General features: G+C 67.0%; 17 protein-coding genes. 15 read left to right on the top strand and 2 right to left on the bottom strand.

Annotation, left to right across the window (positions count from 1 at the left end; translation table 11 throughout):
• Positions 1 to 13 precede the first annotated feature (13 nt).
• Entirely contained in the window at positions 14 to 1,090 is a 1,077-nt protein-coding gene (locus tag U858_RS0121925) for a P1 family peptidase (RefSeq protein WP_232786580.1), read from the bottom strand.
• A 204-nt stretch (positions 1,091 to 1,294) separates the two neighbouring features.
• Here U858_RS0121925 and U858_RS0121920 point away from each other — a divergent pair, with 204 nt between their 5' ends.
• The 3 genes from U858_RS0121920 to U858_RS0121910 all read left to right on the top strand — a co-directional run bounded on the left by U858_RS0121920 (position 1,295) and on the right by U858_RS0121910 (position 3,600).
• Entirely contained in the window at positions 1,295 to 2,080 is a 786-nt protein-coding gene (locus U858_RS0121920; protein WP_025139306.1) for an amino acid ABC transporter substrate-binding protein, read from the top strand.
• Between the two features lie 81 nt (positions 2,081 to 2,161).
• Positions 2,162 to 2,842, top strand: a complete 681-nt coding sequence (locus U858_RS0121915; RefSeq protein WP_025139305.1) for an ABC transporter permease subunit — start codon at positions 2,162 to 2,164, stop codon at positions 2,840 to 2,842.
• Positions 2,839 to 3,600 (top strand): amino acid ABC transporter ATP-binding protein, encoded by a 762-nt coding sequence (locus U858_RS0121910; protein ID WP_025139304.1) that lies wholly within the window; start codon positions 2,839 to 2,841, stop codon positions 3,598 to 3,600. The genes U858_RS0121915 and U858_RS0121910 overlap by 4 nt, the downstream gene beginning before the upstream one ends.
• Positions 3,601 to 3,606: 6 nt before the next feature.
• Here the strand turns inward: U858_RS0121910 and U858_RS0121905 are convergent, their stop codons facing one another.
• Entirely contained in the window at positions 3,607 to 4,281 is a 675-nt protein-coding gene (locus U858_RS0121905; RefSeq protein ID WP_232786579.1) for a peptidoglycan DD-metalloendopeptidase family protein, read from the bottom strand.
• 270 nt (positions 4,282 to 4,551) lie between these two features.
• On the opposite strand from U858_RS0121905, the gene U858_RS0121900 reads away from it, so the two are divergent.
• The 12 genes from U858_RS0121900 to cyoD all read left to right on the top strand — a co-directional run bounded on the left by U858_RS0121900 (position 4,552) and on the right by cyoD (position 15,892).
• Positions 4,552 to 5,841: an MASE1 domain-containing protein gene (locus U858_RS0121900; RefSeq protein ID WP_025139302.1), complete on the top strand. Its 1,290-nt coding sequence runs from the start codon at positions 4,552 to 4,554 to the stop codon at positions 5,839 to 5,841.
• Complete coding sequence (locus U858_RS0121895) at positions 5,831 to 7,351, top strand: acyl-CoA-binding protein (RefSeq protein ID WP_029954196.1); 1,521 nt, start codon at positions 5,831 to 5,833, stop codon at positions 7,349 to 7,351. The genes U858_RS0121900 and U858_RS0121895 overlap by 11 nt, the downstream gene beginning before the upstream one ends.
• A gap of 110 nt (positions 7,352 to 7,461) precedes the next feature.
• Positions 7,462 to 7,899, top strand: coding sequence for a DUF2946 family protein (locus U858_RS0121890; protein WP_025139300.1), 438 nt, complete (start codon positions 7,462 to 7,464; stop codon positions 7,897 to 7,899).
• Between the two features lie 62 nt (positions 7,900 to 7,961).
• Complete coding sequence (locus U858_RS0121885; protein WP_025139299.1) at positions 7,962 to 8,582, top strand: SCO family protein; 621 nt, start codon at positions 7,962 to 7,964, stop codon at positions 8,580 to 8,582.
• 31 nt (positions 8,583 to 8,613) lie between these two features.
• Positions 8,614 to 9,108, top strand: coding sequence for a copper chaperone PCu(A)C (locus U858_RS0121880; RefSeq protein WP_025139298.1), 495 nt, complete (start codon positions 8,614 to 8,616; stop codon positions 9,106 to 9,108).
• A gap of 253 nt (positions 9,109 to 9,361) precedes the next feature.
• The gene (locus U858_RS0121875) at positions 9,362 to 9,748 is read left to right on the top strand and encodes a DUF4148 domain-containing protein (RefSeq protein ID WP_025139297.1); all 387 of its coding nucleotides are present in this window, start codon (positions 9,362 to 9,364) and stop codon (positions 9,746 to 9,748) included.
• A gap of 270 nt (positions 9,749 to 10,018) precedes the next feature.
• Positions 10,019 to 11,221: a HAMP domain-containing histidine kinase gene (locus U858_RS0121870; protein ID WP_025139296.1), complete on the top strand. Its 1,203-nt coding sequence runs from the start codon at positions 10,019 to 10,021 to the stop codon at positions 11,219 to 11,221.
• A 1-nt stretch (position 11,222) separates the two neighbouring features.
• Entirely contained in the window at positions 11,223 to 11,777 is a 555-nt protein-coding gene (locus U858_RS0121865) for a response regulator transcription factor (RefSeq protein ID WP_369797704.1), read from the top strand.
• Positions 11,778 to 12,036: 259 nt separating this feature from the next.
• On the top strand, positions 12,037 to 12,945 hold the full coding sequence (gene cyoA / locus U858_RS0121860) for a ubiquinol oxidase subunit II (RefSeq protein WP_025139294.1): 909 nt from the start codon (positions 12,037 to 12,039) through the stop codon (positions 12,943 to 12,945).
• 2 nt (positions 12,946 to 12,947) lie between these two features.
• A complete protein-coding gene (cyoB, locus tag U858_RS0121855; RefSeq protein WP_025139293.1) occupies positions 12,948 to 14,924 on the top strand; it encodes a cytochrome o ubiquinol oxidase subunit I in 1,977 nt (658 codons plus the stop codon).
• Positions 14,925 to 14,927: 3 nt separating this feature from the next.
• Complete coding sequence (gene cyoC, locus U858_RS0121850; RefSeq protein ID WP_025139292.1) at positions 14,928 to 15,542, top strand: cytochrome o ubiquinol oxidase subunit III; 615 nt, start codon at positions 14,928 to 14,930, stop codon at positions 15,540 to 15,542.
• On the top strand, positions 15,542 to 15,892 hold the full coding sequence (gene cyoD / locus U858_RS0121845) for a cytochrome o ubiquinol oxidase subunit IV (RefSeq protein ID WP_025139291.1): 351 nt from the start codon (positions 15,542 to 15,544) through the stop codon (positions 15,890 to 15,892). Before cyoC ends, cyoD begins: the two co-directional genes overlap by 1 nt.
• Positions 15,893 to 15,914 lie beyond the last annotated feature (22 nt).

The raw sequence follows: 15,914 nt of genomic DNA, 5'->3' as shown, positions 1-15,914 counted from the left end.
GGAAAAACGGTGTTCAGGCGATGAAATCCACCGCGGCCGGATAGCCTTCCAGCGCCCGCGCCGCCAGGATGGCGCGCTGCACCGCAATCGCCATCGCTTCGGCCGCCATCACGCCCAGCAGCATCGGGTTGCCCGGCTTGCCCGACACGCCGGTGCCCAGCGCGAATACCGTGTCGCCATCCAGCATGGTGTGGATAGGGTTGATGGTGCGGGCCAGGCCGTCGTGCGCCATCTGCGCCAACTTCTGCGCCTGCGCCTTGGTCAGCTTGGCATCGGTGGCGACCAGGCCGATGGTGGTGGCGGCGCCCTCGCGCATCGACGTCGGCAGATCGCCCGCCAGGATCGCCGCGCGGGTGTCCAGCAGGTGCTTGCCGTCGGCCGTGCGGGCGCCGGCCAGGATGCGGCCGCTGGCCGGGTCCAGCACGTCGCCCACCGCGTTGACGGCCACGATAGCGCCCACCGTCACGCCGGCCACAGTCAGCGAGGCGCTGCCCAGGCCGCCCTTCATGGCGCGCTTGGCGCCGTACAGCTTGCCCACCGTGGCCCCGGCGCCGGCGCCCACGTTGCCCTCTTGCGGCGGCTTGGCCGTGGCCGACTTGCAGGCCTGGTAGCCGGCCGCGGCATCGGGCCGTATCGATGCGTCGCCCACGCCCAGGTCGAACAGGATGGCCGCGGGCACGATGGGCACGTGCGCCACCCCGACGTCAAAGCCGATCTTGCGTTCTTCCAGGTAGCGCATCACGCCGGTAGCGGCCTCCAGGCCAAAGGCGCTGCCGCCGGCCAGCATCACGGCGTGCACTTTTTCCACCATGTTGACCGGATTGAGCAGGTCGGTCTCGCGCGTGCCCGGCGCCGCGCCGCGCACGTCCACCCCGCCCACGGCGCCCGCCTCGGCAATGATGACCGTGCAACCAGTCGGGCGACGGGTATCGGTGAAATGCCCCACCTTCAGCCCGGCCACGTCGGTGATGCTGCCGCCGCCCGGCATGCGCCGCAAGCCGCCTCCGCCATGCGCCGGCGCCACCCCGGCCATCGCCGCGGCGCCCGCCGCGGCCATCATGAAAGCCCGCCTGTTCCATTGTTGTTGCACGCCTGTCTCCGTCTGTATCACGCTCTGAAATACCCCGTGCCGCTCGGCCCGGGGCGCGATCTATCCATATGACTTGCCGCTATATTTTTACTATTCCTTATGCTTTGTGGAAAAATAGACGCGTTGTTAGAGTGCGGCTACGCCGGAGGGCATCGCAAGTGCCACATGCTCTCCACAGTGATATCCCATCCGTGGAGCATTGCCATGAAACTCTTGCGCTCGTTGTTCATCGCCGGCCTCGTCCAGGTCGCCGCCCTGTCCGCCGCCCACGCCCAGTCGGGGCTGGACCAGATCAAATCCGCCGGCGTGTTCAAGATCGGCACCGAAGGCACCTACGCCCCCTTCACCTTCCACGACGCCTCCGGCCAGCTTACCGGTTTTGACGTCGACATCGGCCGCGCCATCGCCCAGCGCCTGGGCGTGAAAGCCGAATTCGTCGAAGGCAAATGGGACGGCCTGATCGCCGGACTCGACGCCAAGCGCTACGACGCCGTCATCAACCAGGTCGGCATCACCGACGCGCGCCGCGCCAAATACGACTTTTCCGATCCGTACATCTCGTCGGCCGCCGTGCTGATCGTGCGCGACGACAACACCACCATCAAGTCCTTCGACGACCTGAAGGGCAAGAAGTCCGCCAACACGCTGACCAGCAACTTCGGCAAGCTGGCGCAAAGCCACGGCGCCGACGTCGTGGCGGTGCAGGGCTTCAATGAAGCCATCGACCTCCTGACCTCGGGCCGCGTCGAAGCCACGGTCAACGACAACCTGTCGTTCCTGGACTTCAAGAAGCAAAAGCCCAACGCCAAGGTCAAGATCGCCGCCACTGACAAGGCCGCCGAGTTCAGCAATTCGGGCGTGCTGCTGCGTAAGAACAACCCTGAACTGGTCGCTGCCATCAACAAGGCGCTGGCCGACATCAAGGCCGACGGCACCTACAAGACCATCTCGGTCAAGTACTTCGGCACGGACCTGTCCACGCAGCAGTAAGCGGCCCGCTTCATGACGCTACCCTCGTGGCTGCAGGCCGTCCTGCCCGACTGGATCCTGGCGCAAGTGGCCGGCTGGGCCGTGCCGGCCTGGGTGCAGCTGATGGCCGACTCGTTCTGGCCGTTGCTGCACGCCGGGCTGGTGTTCACCGTGCCGCTGACGCTGATGTCGTTCGCGCTGGGGCTGGCGCTGGCCTTCGTGGTGGCGCTGATCCGGCTGTTCGGCCCCGCCCCGCTGGTGGCGCTGGTGCGGTTCTATGTCTGGCTGATCCGCGGCACGCCGCTGCTGGTGCAGCTGTTCGTGATCTTCTACGGCCTGCCCAGCGTCGGCATCGTGCTTGACCCGCTGCCGGCCGCGCTGATCGGCTTCACGCTGAACGTGGGGGCCTACAACTCGGAAGTCATTCGCGGTGCGATCGAATCCATCTCGCGGGGCCAATGGGAAGCGGCCTATTCGCTGAGCATGACGCGCGCCCAGGCGCTGCGCCGCACGGTGCTGCCGCAGGCGGCCCGGGTGGCGGTGCCGCCGCTGTCGAACTCGTTCATTGCGCTGGTCAAGGACACGTCCCTGGCCGCCGTGCTGACGGTGCCCGAGATCTTCCAGGCGGCGCAGCGCATCGCCGCCGTCACCTACGAGCCGCTGATCCTGTACACCGAGGCCGCGCTGATCTACCTGGTGTTCAGCTCGGTGCTGTCTGCCGCCCAGGTCCGCCTGGAACGGCGCTTCGGCCAGCATGCCGTGTTTACCGAGAACAAGCGATGATCCGCCTGGACAAGATCGAAAAATCCTTTGGCGGCAACCCCGTGCTCAAGCAGGTGGACGTGAGCATCGCCGAAGGCAGCGTCACCGCCCTGATCGGCCCATCCGGCAGCGGCAAGAGCACGCTGCTGCGCTGCGTCAACCTGCTGGAAGTGCCCGACCGCGGCCTGCTGGAAATCGGCCCCGAACAGGTCGAATTCGAGCCCGGCCTGAAACTGTCGCGCGATCAGGTCCAGCGGGTGCGCAAGCAGACCGGCATGGTGTTCCAGAATTTCCAGCTGTTTCCGCACCAGACCGTGATCGGCAACGTCATGGAAGGGCTGGTGACCGTACAGAAATGGCCGGCCGACCGCGCCCGCGCGCGCGCCGAGGAACTGCTGAAGAAAGTCGGCATGCTGGAAAAGGCCGAAGCCTGGCCGGCCAATCTGTCCGGCGGCCAGCAGCAGCGCGTGGCCATCGCCCGCGCCCTGGCGCCCGCCCCCCGTGTGCTGCTGTGCGATGAGCCGACCTCGGCGCTGGACCCGGGCCTGGCGGCCGAAGTGGTGGACGTGCTGCGCCAGCTGGCCAACGAAGGCATGACCATGCTGATGGCCACGCACGACCTGCGCCTGGCCGCCAGCGTCTCGCGCGAAGTGGTGTTCCTGCTGGACGGCACCGTGGTCGAATCCGGCGCCTCCCGCGACCTCTTCACCCAGCCCGCCGACCCGCGCACCGCTGCCTTCATCTCGACCTTGACGCAGGACGCGGGGCATCCCGGGTAGACCAGCCTATCGGCTCGGTAGGGAACCCGCGGGGTCGACGGCCTGGCCGTCGTACCGCAACTCGAAATACAGCCCGACCTGCTTGCTGTCGCTGTTGCCCATTTCCGCGATCTTCTGGCCCTGGCTGACCCGCTGGCCTTCCTTGACCAGCAGCTTGCTGTTGTGGGCGTAGATGCTGAGGAAACTGGTGCTGTGCTTGACGATCACCAGGTGCCCGTAGCCGCGCAGGCCGCTGCCGGAATAGGCCACGGTGCCGGCTGCGGCCGCCACGACGGGCGTGCCGGTGCTGTTGGAAATGACGATGCCGTTGGAGCCGGACCCGTCGTAGCCGCGCGTGACCTTGCCCTGCGCCGGCCAGACCAGCGAAATCGCCCCCGGCGGCGCCGTGCGCCGCTTGCCCATGGCGGGCGCCGGCGACTTGGTGCCTTGCGATGCCTTGCCGCGCGACTGGGTGGGCGGGGACGAACTGGCCTGACCCGCCGGGGCCTGGACCCGCAGCATCTGCCCGACCTCGATCGAATTGGAGTTGGACAGGTTGTTCCAGCGCACCAGGTTCGATACGCTGGTGCCTTGCTTGCGCGCGATCTGCGTCAGGGTGTCGCCCGACTGGACCCGGTAGTAGCCCGGCTGGACCTTGGTGGTGCCGCAGGCCGCCAGCAAGGCCAGCAGGGCGGCCAACAACGCCCACCGGAAAAACCGGGCGGCACGGACAGAAAAGTGTGCCGATACGCGCCCCGGCGCGGCGGCAAAATGGGAAGCGGACAGGGTCTGGGCGGGCAAGGAGAGCACTGAATCCTGAAGCAAGTGGGAAACGACTGCGTCCAAGGGTACCAAGATTTTCGGACGGAAGTATGCCCCGGCGGCTTTGGCAGACGGCCCCGGGGCGTGTATAACCCGCTCATTGCCACGAGCTGCGGCTCGTCATGGAACACCGCGTCTGCAAGGAACCACATGGGAACCCCCCAAGCGCCCCGAAGAAATCCGTTTTGCCTGCTATGGGCGATCCCGTACCTGCTGTGCGGCCTGTTTTCACGCCTGCTGAACGACCCGGTCAGCCACGCCGTCTTCGTCTGGCTGCCGCCCGGCGTGGCGGTGGGCGCCTATCTCTTGACGCAGCGCCGCAATTGGCCGTTGCTGCTGGCGGCCTTCTTCTTTGCGCAGATCGTGATCACCAGCTTCACCCGCGGCCAACCGGCCACGGCGCTGGTGTTCGCCATCACGGCCGGCCTGTCCAGCATCACCGCGGCCTGGACCATCCAGCGCCTGACCCCGCGCGATGGCGGCGTGGGCGCCGTGGCCGCGCTGCTGGCCGGCGCGGTGGTGGGCGCCGCCCTGTCGGCCCTGCTCAATGGCAGCTGGCTGTGGATGACCCAGGAAGCCCATGCCTGGGTCCGCTTGCGCACCTGGGTCGCGGCCTATCTGGGCGGCATCCTGATCCTGGCGCCGGCCGTCACCGGCTGGGCGCACTTTCGCCCGCGCCGCTCCGGCGGCCCGCGCATGCGCGACCTGGCGCTGGGCGCCACCGCCTATGTCGCCCTGATCGTCTCGACCTTCATGACGTTCGACGGCGACATGATCAAGAACCTGCCGTATGTGGTCACCTTCGAGCTGACCTACCTGCCGCTGGTGTTCGCGGTACTGACCGCGCTGGTGTGGGGGCCGCTGGGCGGCACCCTGGCCGTCATCACGCTGACCCTGATGGCGCTGTACCAGAGCGCGCAAGGCGAAGGCCCCTTCGTCGAGGCCAACGACCACTGGCACGTGCTGCTGGCCACCCAGGTCTACCTGGTCGTGACCGCGCTGCTGATCCTGCTGGTCAATACGCTGCGCGGCGCCCGCGCGCAGGAACTGGAAAACGCCGAGCAATGGCGCGGCCGCTTCGACCTGGCGCTGGCCGGCAGCCACCAGCTGATGTACCGCTACAACCCCTTTGACGGCTCGTTCGAACTGGCCGGCGATCTGCACGACGCCTTTGGCCTGCCGACCGGCGCGATCTCCAGCCTGGACGCGTTGCTGGCGCTGGCCCACCCCGACGACCGCGCCCGCCTGACGCTGCACTGGGCCGCCCGGCGCGCCGGCGGCCAGGACCGCACGCCGCTGCTGTTCCGCCTGGCGCACGCGGGTGGCGGCTGGCGCGTGGTGAGCGACCGGGGGTCGCCGCTGCCGGATTTCGATGGCAGCGTCGCCGTGGTGGCGGGCATGTGGCGGCTGGGCGAAGTCGAGCAGGCAGATGTCCAATAGCACAGGAGCCCTGCTCATCCACGGCTTGGGCGGCACCCAGTACGACCTGGGGTCGCTGCACAAGATATTGAAGCGCGCCGGCATCGAGACGCACACGCTGACGCTGCCGGGTCACGGCACCACGCCCGAGGACCTGCTGCCCGTGCGCGCCGAAGACTGGCTGGACGCCGTGACCGCGAAGTACCGCGAGGTGGCCGAGCGCTACGAGACCGTGCACGTGGTTGGCATGTGCCTGGGCGCCTTGCTGGCGGTGGAACTGTGCAAGCGCGTGCAGCACCGCAAGGGCAAGCTGGTCAGCCTGGCCGCGCCCGTCTTCATCGACGGCTGGAGCACGCCCTGGTACCGGGGCCTGCGCAACCTGGTCTACCGCATTCCCGGCCTGGCCGCGCGCATGCGGGTCGAGGAAGAAGAACCCTACGGCATCAAGAACGAGCTGGTGCGATCCATCGTCAAGGCCAAGTTCGAACGCGGCGAGAACTTCCATTACCGCTGGGTGCCGCTGGCCTGCGTGCGCGAGGTCGACCGGCTGCGGCGCTTCGTGCAACGCGGGCTGAACGCCATCACCTGCCCCAGCCTGATCATCCATGCCCACGAAGACGAGCTGACGTCGGTGCGTTCGGCGCACTACCTGAACGACGCCATTCCCGACAGCCGGCTGGTGCTGCTGGACAACAGCTATCACATGATCTGCGTGGACAACGACCGCGACCGCGTCGCCGCCGACATCCTGCAATTCATGGACAAGCGCCCCGCCGTCGCCACGCGCCCGGGCCGGGCCGCCGCCATGACCGGCGAAGACACCGAACGCCTGCTGCAGGCCTATCGCGATGCCATGCTGTCGGGCGAGTTCGAAGCGCTGTTCCCGCTGTTCGCCGAAGACGTGGCCTGGCACGAAGAGGGCGACAGCCCGCTGGCCGGCGTCTACCAGGGCCGCGGCGGCCTGGTGGATCTGTTCTCGCGGGTCATGGACTATTCGCGTAACACCTTCACCGTCGACAGCGTCGGCAAGCCCGAGCTGGCCGGGCGCTCGATCGCCGTGCCGCTGACCTTCCAGGTGCAGGACGGGGCCACCGTGTTCCGCGGCGCCTCGACCCACACGCTACGCCTGCGCAACCAGCAGATCGCCAAAGTCACCTCGACGGCGGCGGACCCGGCTGCCGAAGACGCGCTGTGGCGCCGACTGGCCGTGGCCAGCGGCCTGGAACCCGAAGGCGATGCGATGGACCGGGCCACGCTGGACATACCCGCCGACGCGCTGACCGATGCCTTCGAAGCCGCCGTGATCGAACTGCGCGCCCTGCCGCAGGCCCCCTCGACCGGCGTGGCCCTGCGGCTGCAAGCCTACGAGCAGCAGGCCCGCCACGGCGATGCGCCGGCCCAGGCCGACGCCGACGCCAGCGCGCGCGAGCAGATCGAACACGCGTCCTGGCGCCTGCTGGCCGGCCTGCCGCCGGACCAGGCGCAGCGCCGCTACATTGCCCTGATCCGGCGGCTGGACGCTGACGACTGAAGCCGATGCCTGACGCCCCTGACCGCCCCCACGCACGGCCCCGGCGCTGCGACACTGCGCCGCACGCTGCCGCCCCCTGGCCAGCCCGGCGCTTGCCCTAAAATCGCGCCATGCCTGCCTTGATCCGCCTTCTGCAAGCCTGCGGCGCCGTGCGCGTCCGGGGCGTGCTGTGGCTGGCGTTCCTGGCGGTGCTGCTGCGCGCCGTGGTGCCGGCGGGCTACATGCCCGATGCCCGCGCGCTGCACGACGGCCGGCTGGAAGTCACCTTCTGCTCGGCCGCGGGCGACCTGTCCACCTTCCGGATCGCGTTGCCCGCCGTTGGCAAGACCGCCGACGGCCCGGGCGAGCACCGCAGCGCCGACACGGGCGCGCAGTGCCCCTTCGGGCTGCTGGCCCACGTCACCCCTGCCCCCACGCCCTACGTGGCGCCGCTGGCCCTGGCCGCCGGCCGCCACGCGCCCCCGCCGGCGCCCCCCCCTGATGCGTTGCCCGTGCAGCCGGCCCAAGGGCCGCCGCTGGGGTCGCGCGCCCCGCCCTTCGTCGCCTGACTCCGCCCCTTGCGCGCGGCCTGCGCCGCGCCTGTCGCGAACCGTCTTTCGACGAGGTTTTCATGCATTCCCTTATCACGCGCGCCCGCCAGGGCGGCGCGACCACGCCCGACCGCCGTCGGCGCCTGCTGCTGTCCACCCTGGCCCTGCTGCCGCTGGCCGGCTGCGGCCCGGATGCCCCCAAGCTCAACGGCATGGACCTGTCCAGCATGCCCACGGGCGACTTCCAGCTGCAGGACACTGACGGCCGGCAACGCCAGCTGGCCGACTACCGCGGCCAGACCGTGATGCTGTTCTTCGGCTTCACCCAGTGCCCGGACATCTGCCCCACCGCCCTGACCCGGGCGCTGGAGATCAAGAGCCTGCTCGGCCCCGAGGCCGCCAAGAAGCTGCGCATCCTGTTCATCACCGTGGACCCCGAGCGCGACACGCCGGAAATCCTGCGCGCCTACACCCAGGCGTTCGACCCGGAATTCGTCGGCCTGCGCGGCGACGCCGAACAGACCCGCGCGGCCGCCCAATCATTCAAGGTGTTCTACCAGAAGGTGCCCACCGGTTCGTCCTACACCATGGACCACACGGCGCTGACCTACATCATCGACGCCCAGGGCAAGCTGCGCCTGGCCCTGCGCCACCAGCAAAGCGCCGAGCAGTGCGCCGACGACCTGCGCACGGTGCTGTAAGCGCCGCGCCCCTCTGAACAAGGAACTTCCCATGAAAAAGACCGCTTTCGCTTCCCTGGCCGCCGCCTTCGCCCTGAGCGCGCTGACGCTGGCCCCCGCCCCCGCCCTGGCCCAGGACGCCGCGCTCAAGGTGGAAGACGCCTGGGTTCGCGCCACCGTGCCCAACCAGCACGCCACGGGCGTCTTCATGCGCCTGACCGCCGCCGCCCCCACGCGCCTGGTCGCCGTCGAGTCCGACGCCGCCAAGCACACCGAAGTGCATGAAATGGCCATGCAGAACGACGTCATGAAGATGCGCCAGGTATCCGCCATCGACCTGCCTGCCGGCCAACCGGTGGAACTGAAGCCAGGCGGCTACCACGTCATGCTGATCGACCTGGCCAAGCAGATTTCGGTGGGCGATCCCGTCGCATTGACGCTGGTGCTGCAGGACGCCGCAGGCAAGCAGCAACGCGTGCCGGTGACGGCCGTGGCGCGCCCGCTGTCGGCCACCGCCGCACCGCCCGCCGCCGGCCACGGCCATTGAAATAAGGGCCTTTGCCGCTGCAAGCGGATTGACACCTGTATTTCAAGCTTGAAATAGCTGTTTGCAGGCCAGCACGCGTTTTCCTGCAACGTAAAGGCGCGCCCCCGGTCGAACTGAAAACGCCGGGGTGCGCCGCCACCCGACGCCCCCGGCAGGCATTGCCAGCATCACAGGAAATCGTCCCAAGACCGCATCCGGGACGACGGCGCGGCCACGATTCCCGGCCGTTTGCTTTGATTGCTAGGAGCGTTTCATGAAGACCCTGACAGCGACTTTGTTGCTCTGCGCCGGCCTGACCGCCGCCGCCACCACCGTGCAAGCCCAGCAAGTCCAGTCCACGATGCCCACCGCGACCTACAAGCGCGACGCGTTCGGCGACTGGCGGGTGAGCTACCCGGCCCCCACGGCCAAGACCTCGGCCCAGGTCAGCGCCGAATTGGCGCAGTCCAAGCAGGACGGCCAATACACCTTCGGCCAGGAAGACTACCCGCCCGCCGTCGCCACCAATGGCGCCATGGAAAGCCGGGCGCAGGTCGAACAGGACCTGCAGACGGCCGAAATGCAGGGGCAGATGGCGTCCGACCAGGAAAGCTACCCGCCCACCCCGATGGCCCATAGCGGCACGTCCGCCATCCAGTAGCACCCCGGCTCGGCCGGCCCCGGCACAGCGGCGCGCAGCCTCAAGGCTCGCCTGCCAGCCGCTGGCGGGGCTGATATCAGGGACGCATTGCACGCCCCCGCGCCTGCGGTGCGCCGTGATTCCACATACAATGCCAGCACATCCGCCGCCAGCGCCCTCGCGGGGCCTGACGGCAGCCGGTGCCCCTGCGCCGCGCCCCGGATGACAGCGTTCCGCGCCGCCGGGCGCCCGTAGCCGCCGGCGGTTGTGCCGGCAACCCTGTGTCTGGATATGCCCGGTAGTTCCGCCTTTTCCTTCCTGCGTACCCTCTGCAGCCTGCGCTGGCTCGCCATCGCGGGCCAGGCCGCCACCATCCTGGTCGCCAGCAGCGTGCTGGGCCTGGCCTTGCCGCTCGAACCCCTGTGGATCGGCGTGGGCGTGCTGATCGGCTTCAACGTCTACGCCAGCCTGCGCTTGCGGCACAGCCGCGACCTGTCCCACGCCACCGCCTTCGCCCACCTGCTGGTGGACATGGCCGCGCTGGCCTGGATGGTGGGCTGGAGCGGCGGCCTGAGCAATCCGTTCGGGATGATGTTCCTGATCCTGACCGCCCTGGCGGCGCTGGCGCTGCCGCGCAACTGGGCGCTGGCCGCCGCGCTGGCCGGCATTTCCGGCTACGCGGCCGCCGCCATCTTCGGCCAGCCGCTGCGCGGCGACGTCAACACCCACACCCTGCTGCTGTGGGGGCTGTCGGCCAATTTCCTGATTTCCGTGGTGGTGGTGCTGGTGTTCTCGACCCGCCTGGCGTCCGACCTGCGGGCCCGCGAACGCGAACTGGCCCGCCTGCGCGAACGCTTCACCCGCAACGAGGGCATCGTGGCCCTGGCCACCCACGCCGCGGCGATGGCGCACGAACTGAACACCCCGCTGGCCACCATGACCCTGCTGGCCGACGAAATCGCCGCCGAGGTCAAGGACCCCGACCTGAAGGACGACGTCGCCACCCTCAGCCAGCTGCTGGCCCTGTGCCGGGAACGCATCCGCAATCTGGCGGTCCCAACTGCGGTGGACCTGGTGCGCGTGGTGGGGCAATGGCGGCTGATCCGGCCGACCATCAACCTGCAACGCTCGGGCGCCCTGCCGACCAGCCTGCGGGTCGACCCGGCCATCGCCCACCTGCTGCAGGCCTTGCTGAACAACGCGGCCGATGCCGGCGAAGCCGCCGACGAGCCGCGCGTGGACCTGCACCTGGAATACGGCTACGGCGCCCTGCGGGGCGAAGTGCGCGACTACGGCCGCGGCTTCGACCCCGACCAGACGCTGCTGCCGGCCACCAGCCTGTTCAACAGCGGCAAGCCGGGAGGGCTGGGCGTGGGCCTGGCCCTGTCGCACGCCACCGTCGAGCAACTGGGCGGCGAAATGACCATGACGGCCGCCGACGGCGGCGGCACCCGCATCCGCTTTTACCTGCCCCTGGGCAGCCCCGGGACCTGACATGTTGAATCCGACCGATCTTGGCCTCTTGATCGACGATGACGAGCTGTATGTGCGCACCTTGCAGCGCAGCCTGTCGCGCCGCGGCCTGGAAACCCGAACCGCCACCGGCATCGCCGAGGCCCTGCGCGTGGCCGAGGAAATCCGCCCCGCCTTCGCCCTGGTCGACCTGCGCCTGGGCGAGGACTCGGGCCTGACCCTGATCCGTCCCCTTCGCGCCCTGCGCGCCGACATGCGCATCCTGCTGGTCACCGGCTACGCCAGCGTGGCCACCGCGGTCGAGGCCATCAAGCGCGGCGCCGACGACTACCTGCCCAAGCCCGCCACCGCGCCGATGATCCTGCGCACCCTGGGCCTGGTGAAGGCGGATACGGTTACGATCGAAAGCACCATGACGCCTTTGCACCGCCTAGAATGGGAACACATACACCAGGCGCTGCACGAGACCGGCGGCAACGTGTCGGCCGCGGCCCGCCTGTTGGGCATGCACCGGCGTTCGCTCCAGCGCAAGCTGGCAAAGAAACCGGGGCCGGAACGCGAGGTCCTGGTCGACTGATTGGCGCGGATACGACACATCGCAACAATCCATCATTGTGCAGGTGCGACATATCGTCGCACCCCCACCCTCCGCCGCAAGCCCTTGTCCCGCCAGGGAAAACCCCTAACCCAGGGTCTTGGGGGCAAATGCCGGCCAGGCAATGCGACCTTTCGTCGCAGCCTTGACCCAGATCAAGCCGATAGGATGGACGTTGCTGCCTAGCAGCATTCCAGTCTGCTGCTCCGCAGCATTTCCCACCCTCCATCCAAGGCTGTACGTGAAACACCCCCTCCTTGCGACCCTTACGCGCATTTTCGGCGTCGGCGCGGTCATGCTGCTTGGCGGCTGCAACATGGAAATCCTCTCCCCCAAGGGAGACATCGGCATGCAGGAACGGACCCTGCTGTTCACGGCGACGGGGCTCATGCTCCTGGTCGTGATTCCGGTCCTCTTCATGATTGTGTCCTTCGCCTGGAAGTACCGCGCGTCCAACACCAAAGCTGACTACCAGCCCAAGTGGGCCCACTCCACGGCCATCGAAATCGTGGTCTGGACCGTGCCTTGTATCATCGTGGCGATTCTCGCGGTGATCACCTGGCGCTCCACCCATGCGCTGGACCCCTACAAGCCGCTCGTGTCCGAGCACAAGCCGGTGACCATCGAGGTGGTTTCGCTGGATTGGAAGTGGCTGTTCATCTACCCCGAGTACGACATCGCCACCGTCAACGAGATCGCGTTCCCCGTGGACGTGCCGGTCAATTTCCGGATCACCTCGGCGTCGGTCATGAACTCGTTCTTCATTCCCCAGCTCGGCAGCCAGATCTATTCGATGGCGGGCATGGAAACCAAGCTGCACCTGAACGCGCGCGAACCCGGCACCTACGCCGGCATTTCGGCCAACTACAGCGGCGCCGGCTTCTCCGGCATGCGCTTCAAGGCCATCGCCACGTCGCAGGAAGGATTCGACAACTGGGTCAAGGAAGCCAAGGCATCGGCCACGACGCTGACCCCCGAGGCCTACCAGGAACTGACCAAGCGCAGCGAGCGCAATCCGGTCGTCAAGTACGCCTCGGTGCCGCCGTCGATGTTCGAGTTCATCCTGGGCAGCACCATGTCCAAGATGGCCGGCGTGGACTCCGCCACGTGCACCCCCACGTCGAATAATCTGATCGCAGGAATCAACTAACAATGCTCGGGAAACTCACCCTCGAGGCCATTCCGTACCATGAACCTATCGTCATGGTTACGCTGGCCGCCGTGTGCCTGGGAGGCCTAGCGGTCTTCGGCGCCCTCACCTACTTCCGCAAGTGGAAGTACCTCTGGACGGAATGGCTGACCTCGGTCGACCACAAGCGCATCGGCGTGATGTACATCATCGTCGCCCTGATCATGCTGCTGCGCGGCTTTGCCGACGCCATCATGATGCGTACCCAGTTGGCCGTCGCCTCGGCCGACTCCGCCGGCTTCCTGCCGCCGCACCACTACGACCAGATCTTCACCGCCCACGGCGTCATCATGATTTTCTTCATGGCGATGCCCTTCATCACCGGGCTGATGAACATCGTGGTGCCGCTGCAGATCGGCGCCCGCGACGTGGCCTACCCGTTCCTGAACTCGCTGAGCTTCTGGCTGTTCGGCGCCGGCGTCGCGCTGATGATGATCTCGCTGTTCGTGGGCGAATTCGCCGCGACCGGCTGGCTCGCCTATCCGCCGCTGTCGGGGCTGGACTACAGCCCAAGCGTCGGGGTGGACTACTACATCTGGGCGCTGCAGATATCAGGGCTGGGCACAACGCTTAGCGGCATCAACTTCATCGTGACCATCCTGCGCATGCGCGCGCCGGGCATGAGCCTGATGAAGATGCCGATCTTCACCTGGACCTCGCTGGTCACCAACGTGCTGATCGTGGCCGCCTTCCCCGTGCTGGCCGCCACCCTGGCGCTCTTGACCGCCGACCGCTACCTGGGTACGCACTTCTTCACGAACGACATGGGCGGCAACGTCATGATGTACGTGAACCTGATCTGGATCTGGGGCCACCCCGAGGTCTACATCCTGGTGCTGCCCGCCTTCGGCGTGTATTCCGAAGTGGTTGCCACGTTCGCCCGCAAGACCCTGTTCGGCTACAAGTCCATGGTCTACGCCACGGCCGCCATCGGCGTGCTGTCGTTCCTGGTCTGGCTGCACCACTTCTTCACCATGGGTGCGGGGGCCAACGTCAACGCGTTCTTCGGCATTGCCACAATGATCATCTCGATCCCGACCGGGGCCAAGATCTTCAACTGGCTGTTCACCATCTACCGCGGCCGCCTGCGCATCACCACGCCGGTGCTGTGGACGCTGGGCTTCATGATCGTGTTCGTCATCGGCGGCATGACCGGCGTGATGCTGGCCATCCCCGGCGTGTCGTTCGTGCTGCACAACAGCCTGTTCCTGATCGCCCACTTCCACAACACCATCATCGGTGGCGTGGTGTTCGGTTGCATCGCCGGCATGACCTACTGGTTCCCGAAGGCGTTCGGCTTCACGCTGAACGAGCGCCTGGGCCGTTACTCGTTCTACTGCTGGTTCGTCGGTTTCTTCATGGCCTTCATGCCCCTGTACATCCTGGGCTTCAAGGGCATGACGCGTCGCCTGAACCACTACGACAACCCCGAATGGCAGCCCTACCTGCTGGTCGCGCTGGCTGGCGCCGCGCTGATCATGCTGGGCATCTGGTTCCTGCTGCAGCAAGTGTTCGTCTCGGTTCGCCAGCGCAAGCAGAACCAGGACGTCACCGGCGATCCCTGGGATGGCCGTACGCTGGAATGGTCGATCTCTTCGCCTGCTCCCTTCTACAACTTCGCCCACGTTCCTCACGTCGATGAACTGGACCAGTTCTGGGAAGACAAGCAGAACGGCAAGGCCTACAAGCGCCCGGCCAAGTACGAAGACATCCACATGCCCAAGAACACCGGTGCCGGCGTGTACATCGGCGCCTTCGGCCTGGTCATGTGCTTTGCCTTGATCTGGCACATCTGGTGGCTCGCCATCGTTGGTTTCGTCGGCATGATCGGTTCGTTCATCGTCCGCGCCTACGACCGCGACGTCGATTACTGGGTCCCGGCCGCTGAAGTCGAGCGGATCGAGAACGCCCACTTTGAAAAAATGCAGAAGGCCGCCTGAGCCATGATTCAAGCCGTAGCCACTCACCCCCACGCGGGTCACGACGATCACGCGCACCATGACGATGGATCCAAGACCGTTTTCGGTTTCTGGGTCTACCTCATGAGCGACTTGCTGATCTTTTCGGTGCTGTTCGCCACGTTCGCGGTGTTGTCCAACGCCACCGCGGGCGGCCCGACGGGCAAGGAACTGTTCGACCTGAAGTTCGTGCTGGTCGAAACCCTGTTGCTGCTCTTTTCCAGCTTCACCTTCGGCATGGCCAACCTGAACGTGCACGCCAACAACAAGAGCCGCGCAATCGGCTGGTTGATGGTCACGTTCCTGTTCGGCGCGGGCTTCATCGCGATGGAAGTCTATGAATTCCATCACCTGATCACCGAAGGCGCGGGCCCCGGCCGCAGCGCCTACCTGTCGGCGTTCTTCACGCTGATCGGTACGCACGGCCTGCACGTCACGTTCGGCCTGATCTGGATCGTCATCCTCATCGACATGATCCGCCGCCATGGCCTGGACTCGATCAACAAGCGTCGTCTGGCGTGCCTGAGCCTGTTCTGGCACTTCCTGGACATCGTCTGGATCTGCGTCTTCACCTTCGTCTATCTTCTGGGAGCCCTCTGATGTCGCACTCCGCTGCGGCCGCACACGGCCACGACGATCACGCCGCCGACCACGGCAGCCTGAAGTCCTACATCATCGGTTTCGTGCTCTCGCTTCTGCTCACCTTCGGCTCGTTCGGCCTGGTGATGAGCGGCGCGCTGTCCCACACCATCACGATCATCGGCGTGGTGGCGCTGTGCGTGCTCCAGCTGCTGGTTCAGCTGGTGTACTTCCTGCACATGGGCGCTTCGAAATCGGCCCGCGACAACCTGGCCACGTTTGTCTTCACCGTGCTGATCATCGCCATCATCGTCGGCGGTTCGGCCTGGGTGCTGTACAACATGAACGTCAACATGGGCCACGCCATGTAAGACCCGTCACTCGCTGACGACA

The sequence above is a fragment of the Achromobacter sp. DH1f genome, assembly GCF_000633435.1.
Classification (GTDB): Bacteria; Pseudomonadota; Gammaproteobacteria; order Burkholderiales; family Burkholderiaceae_B; genus Achromobacter; species Achromobacter deleyi.
Note: the sequence above shows the minus strand (reverse complement) of the source record. Positions and strands in the feature narration are given on the sequence as shown.

Excerpts from the sequence above, each read along its gene's own strand:
- cyoB (WP_025139293.1), top strand. The coding sequence starts at position 12,948 with ATGCTCGGGAAACTCACCCTCGAGGCCATTCCGTACCATGAACCTATC.
- U858_RS0121900 (WP_025139302.1), top strand. The coding sequence starts at position 4,552 with ATGGGAACCCCCCAAGCGCCCCGAAGAAATCCGTTTTGCCTGCTATGG.
- U858_RS0121890 (WP_025139300.1), top strand. The coding sequence starts at position 7,462 with ATGCCTGCCTTGATCCGCCTTCTGCAAGCCTGCGGCGCCGTGCGCGTC.
- U858_RS0121895 (WP_029954196.1), top strand. The coding sequence starts at position 5,831 with ATGTCCAATAGCACAGGAGCCCTGCTCATCCACGGCTTGGGCGGCACC.
- U858_RS0121920 (WP_025139306.1), top strand. The coding sequence starts at position 1,295 with ATGAAACTCTTGCGCTCGTTGTTCATCGCCGGCCTCGTCCAGGTCGCC.
- U858_RS0121880 (WP_025139298.1), top strand. The coding sequence starts at position 8,614 with ATGAAAAAGACCGCTTTCGCTTCCCTGGCCGCCGCCTTCGCCCTGAGC.
- U858_RS0121870 (WP_025139296.1), top strand. The coding sequence starts at position 10,019 with ATGCCCGGTAGTTCCGCCTTTTCCTTCCTGCGTACCCTCTGCAGCCTG.
- U858_RS0121865 (WP_369797704.1), top strand. The coding sequence starts at position 11,223 with ATGTTGAATCCGACCGATCTTGGCCTCTTGATCGACGATGACGAGCTG.
- cyoD (WP_025139291.1), top strand. The coding sequence starts at position 15,542 with ATGTCGCACTCCGCTGCGGCCGCACACGGCCACGACGATCACGCCGCC.
- U858_RS0121885 (WP_025139299.1), top strand. The coding sequence starts at position 7,962 with ATGCATTCCCTTATCACGCGCGCCCGCCAGGGCGGCGCGACCACGCCC.
- cyoC (WP_025139292.1), top strand. The coding sequence starts at position 14,928 with ATGATTCAAGCCGTAGCCACTCACCCCCACGCGGGTCACGACGATCAC.
- U858_RS0121875 (WP_025139297.1), top strand. The coding sequence starts at position 9,362 with ATGAAGACCCTGACAGCGACTTTGTTGCTCTGCGCCGGCCTGACCGCC.
- U858_RS0121910 (WP_025139304.1), top strand. The coding sequence starts at position 2,839 with ATGATCCGCCTGGACAAGATCGAAAAATCCTTTGGCGGCAACCCCGTG.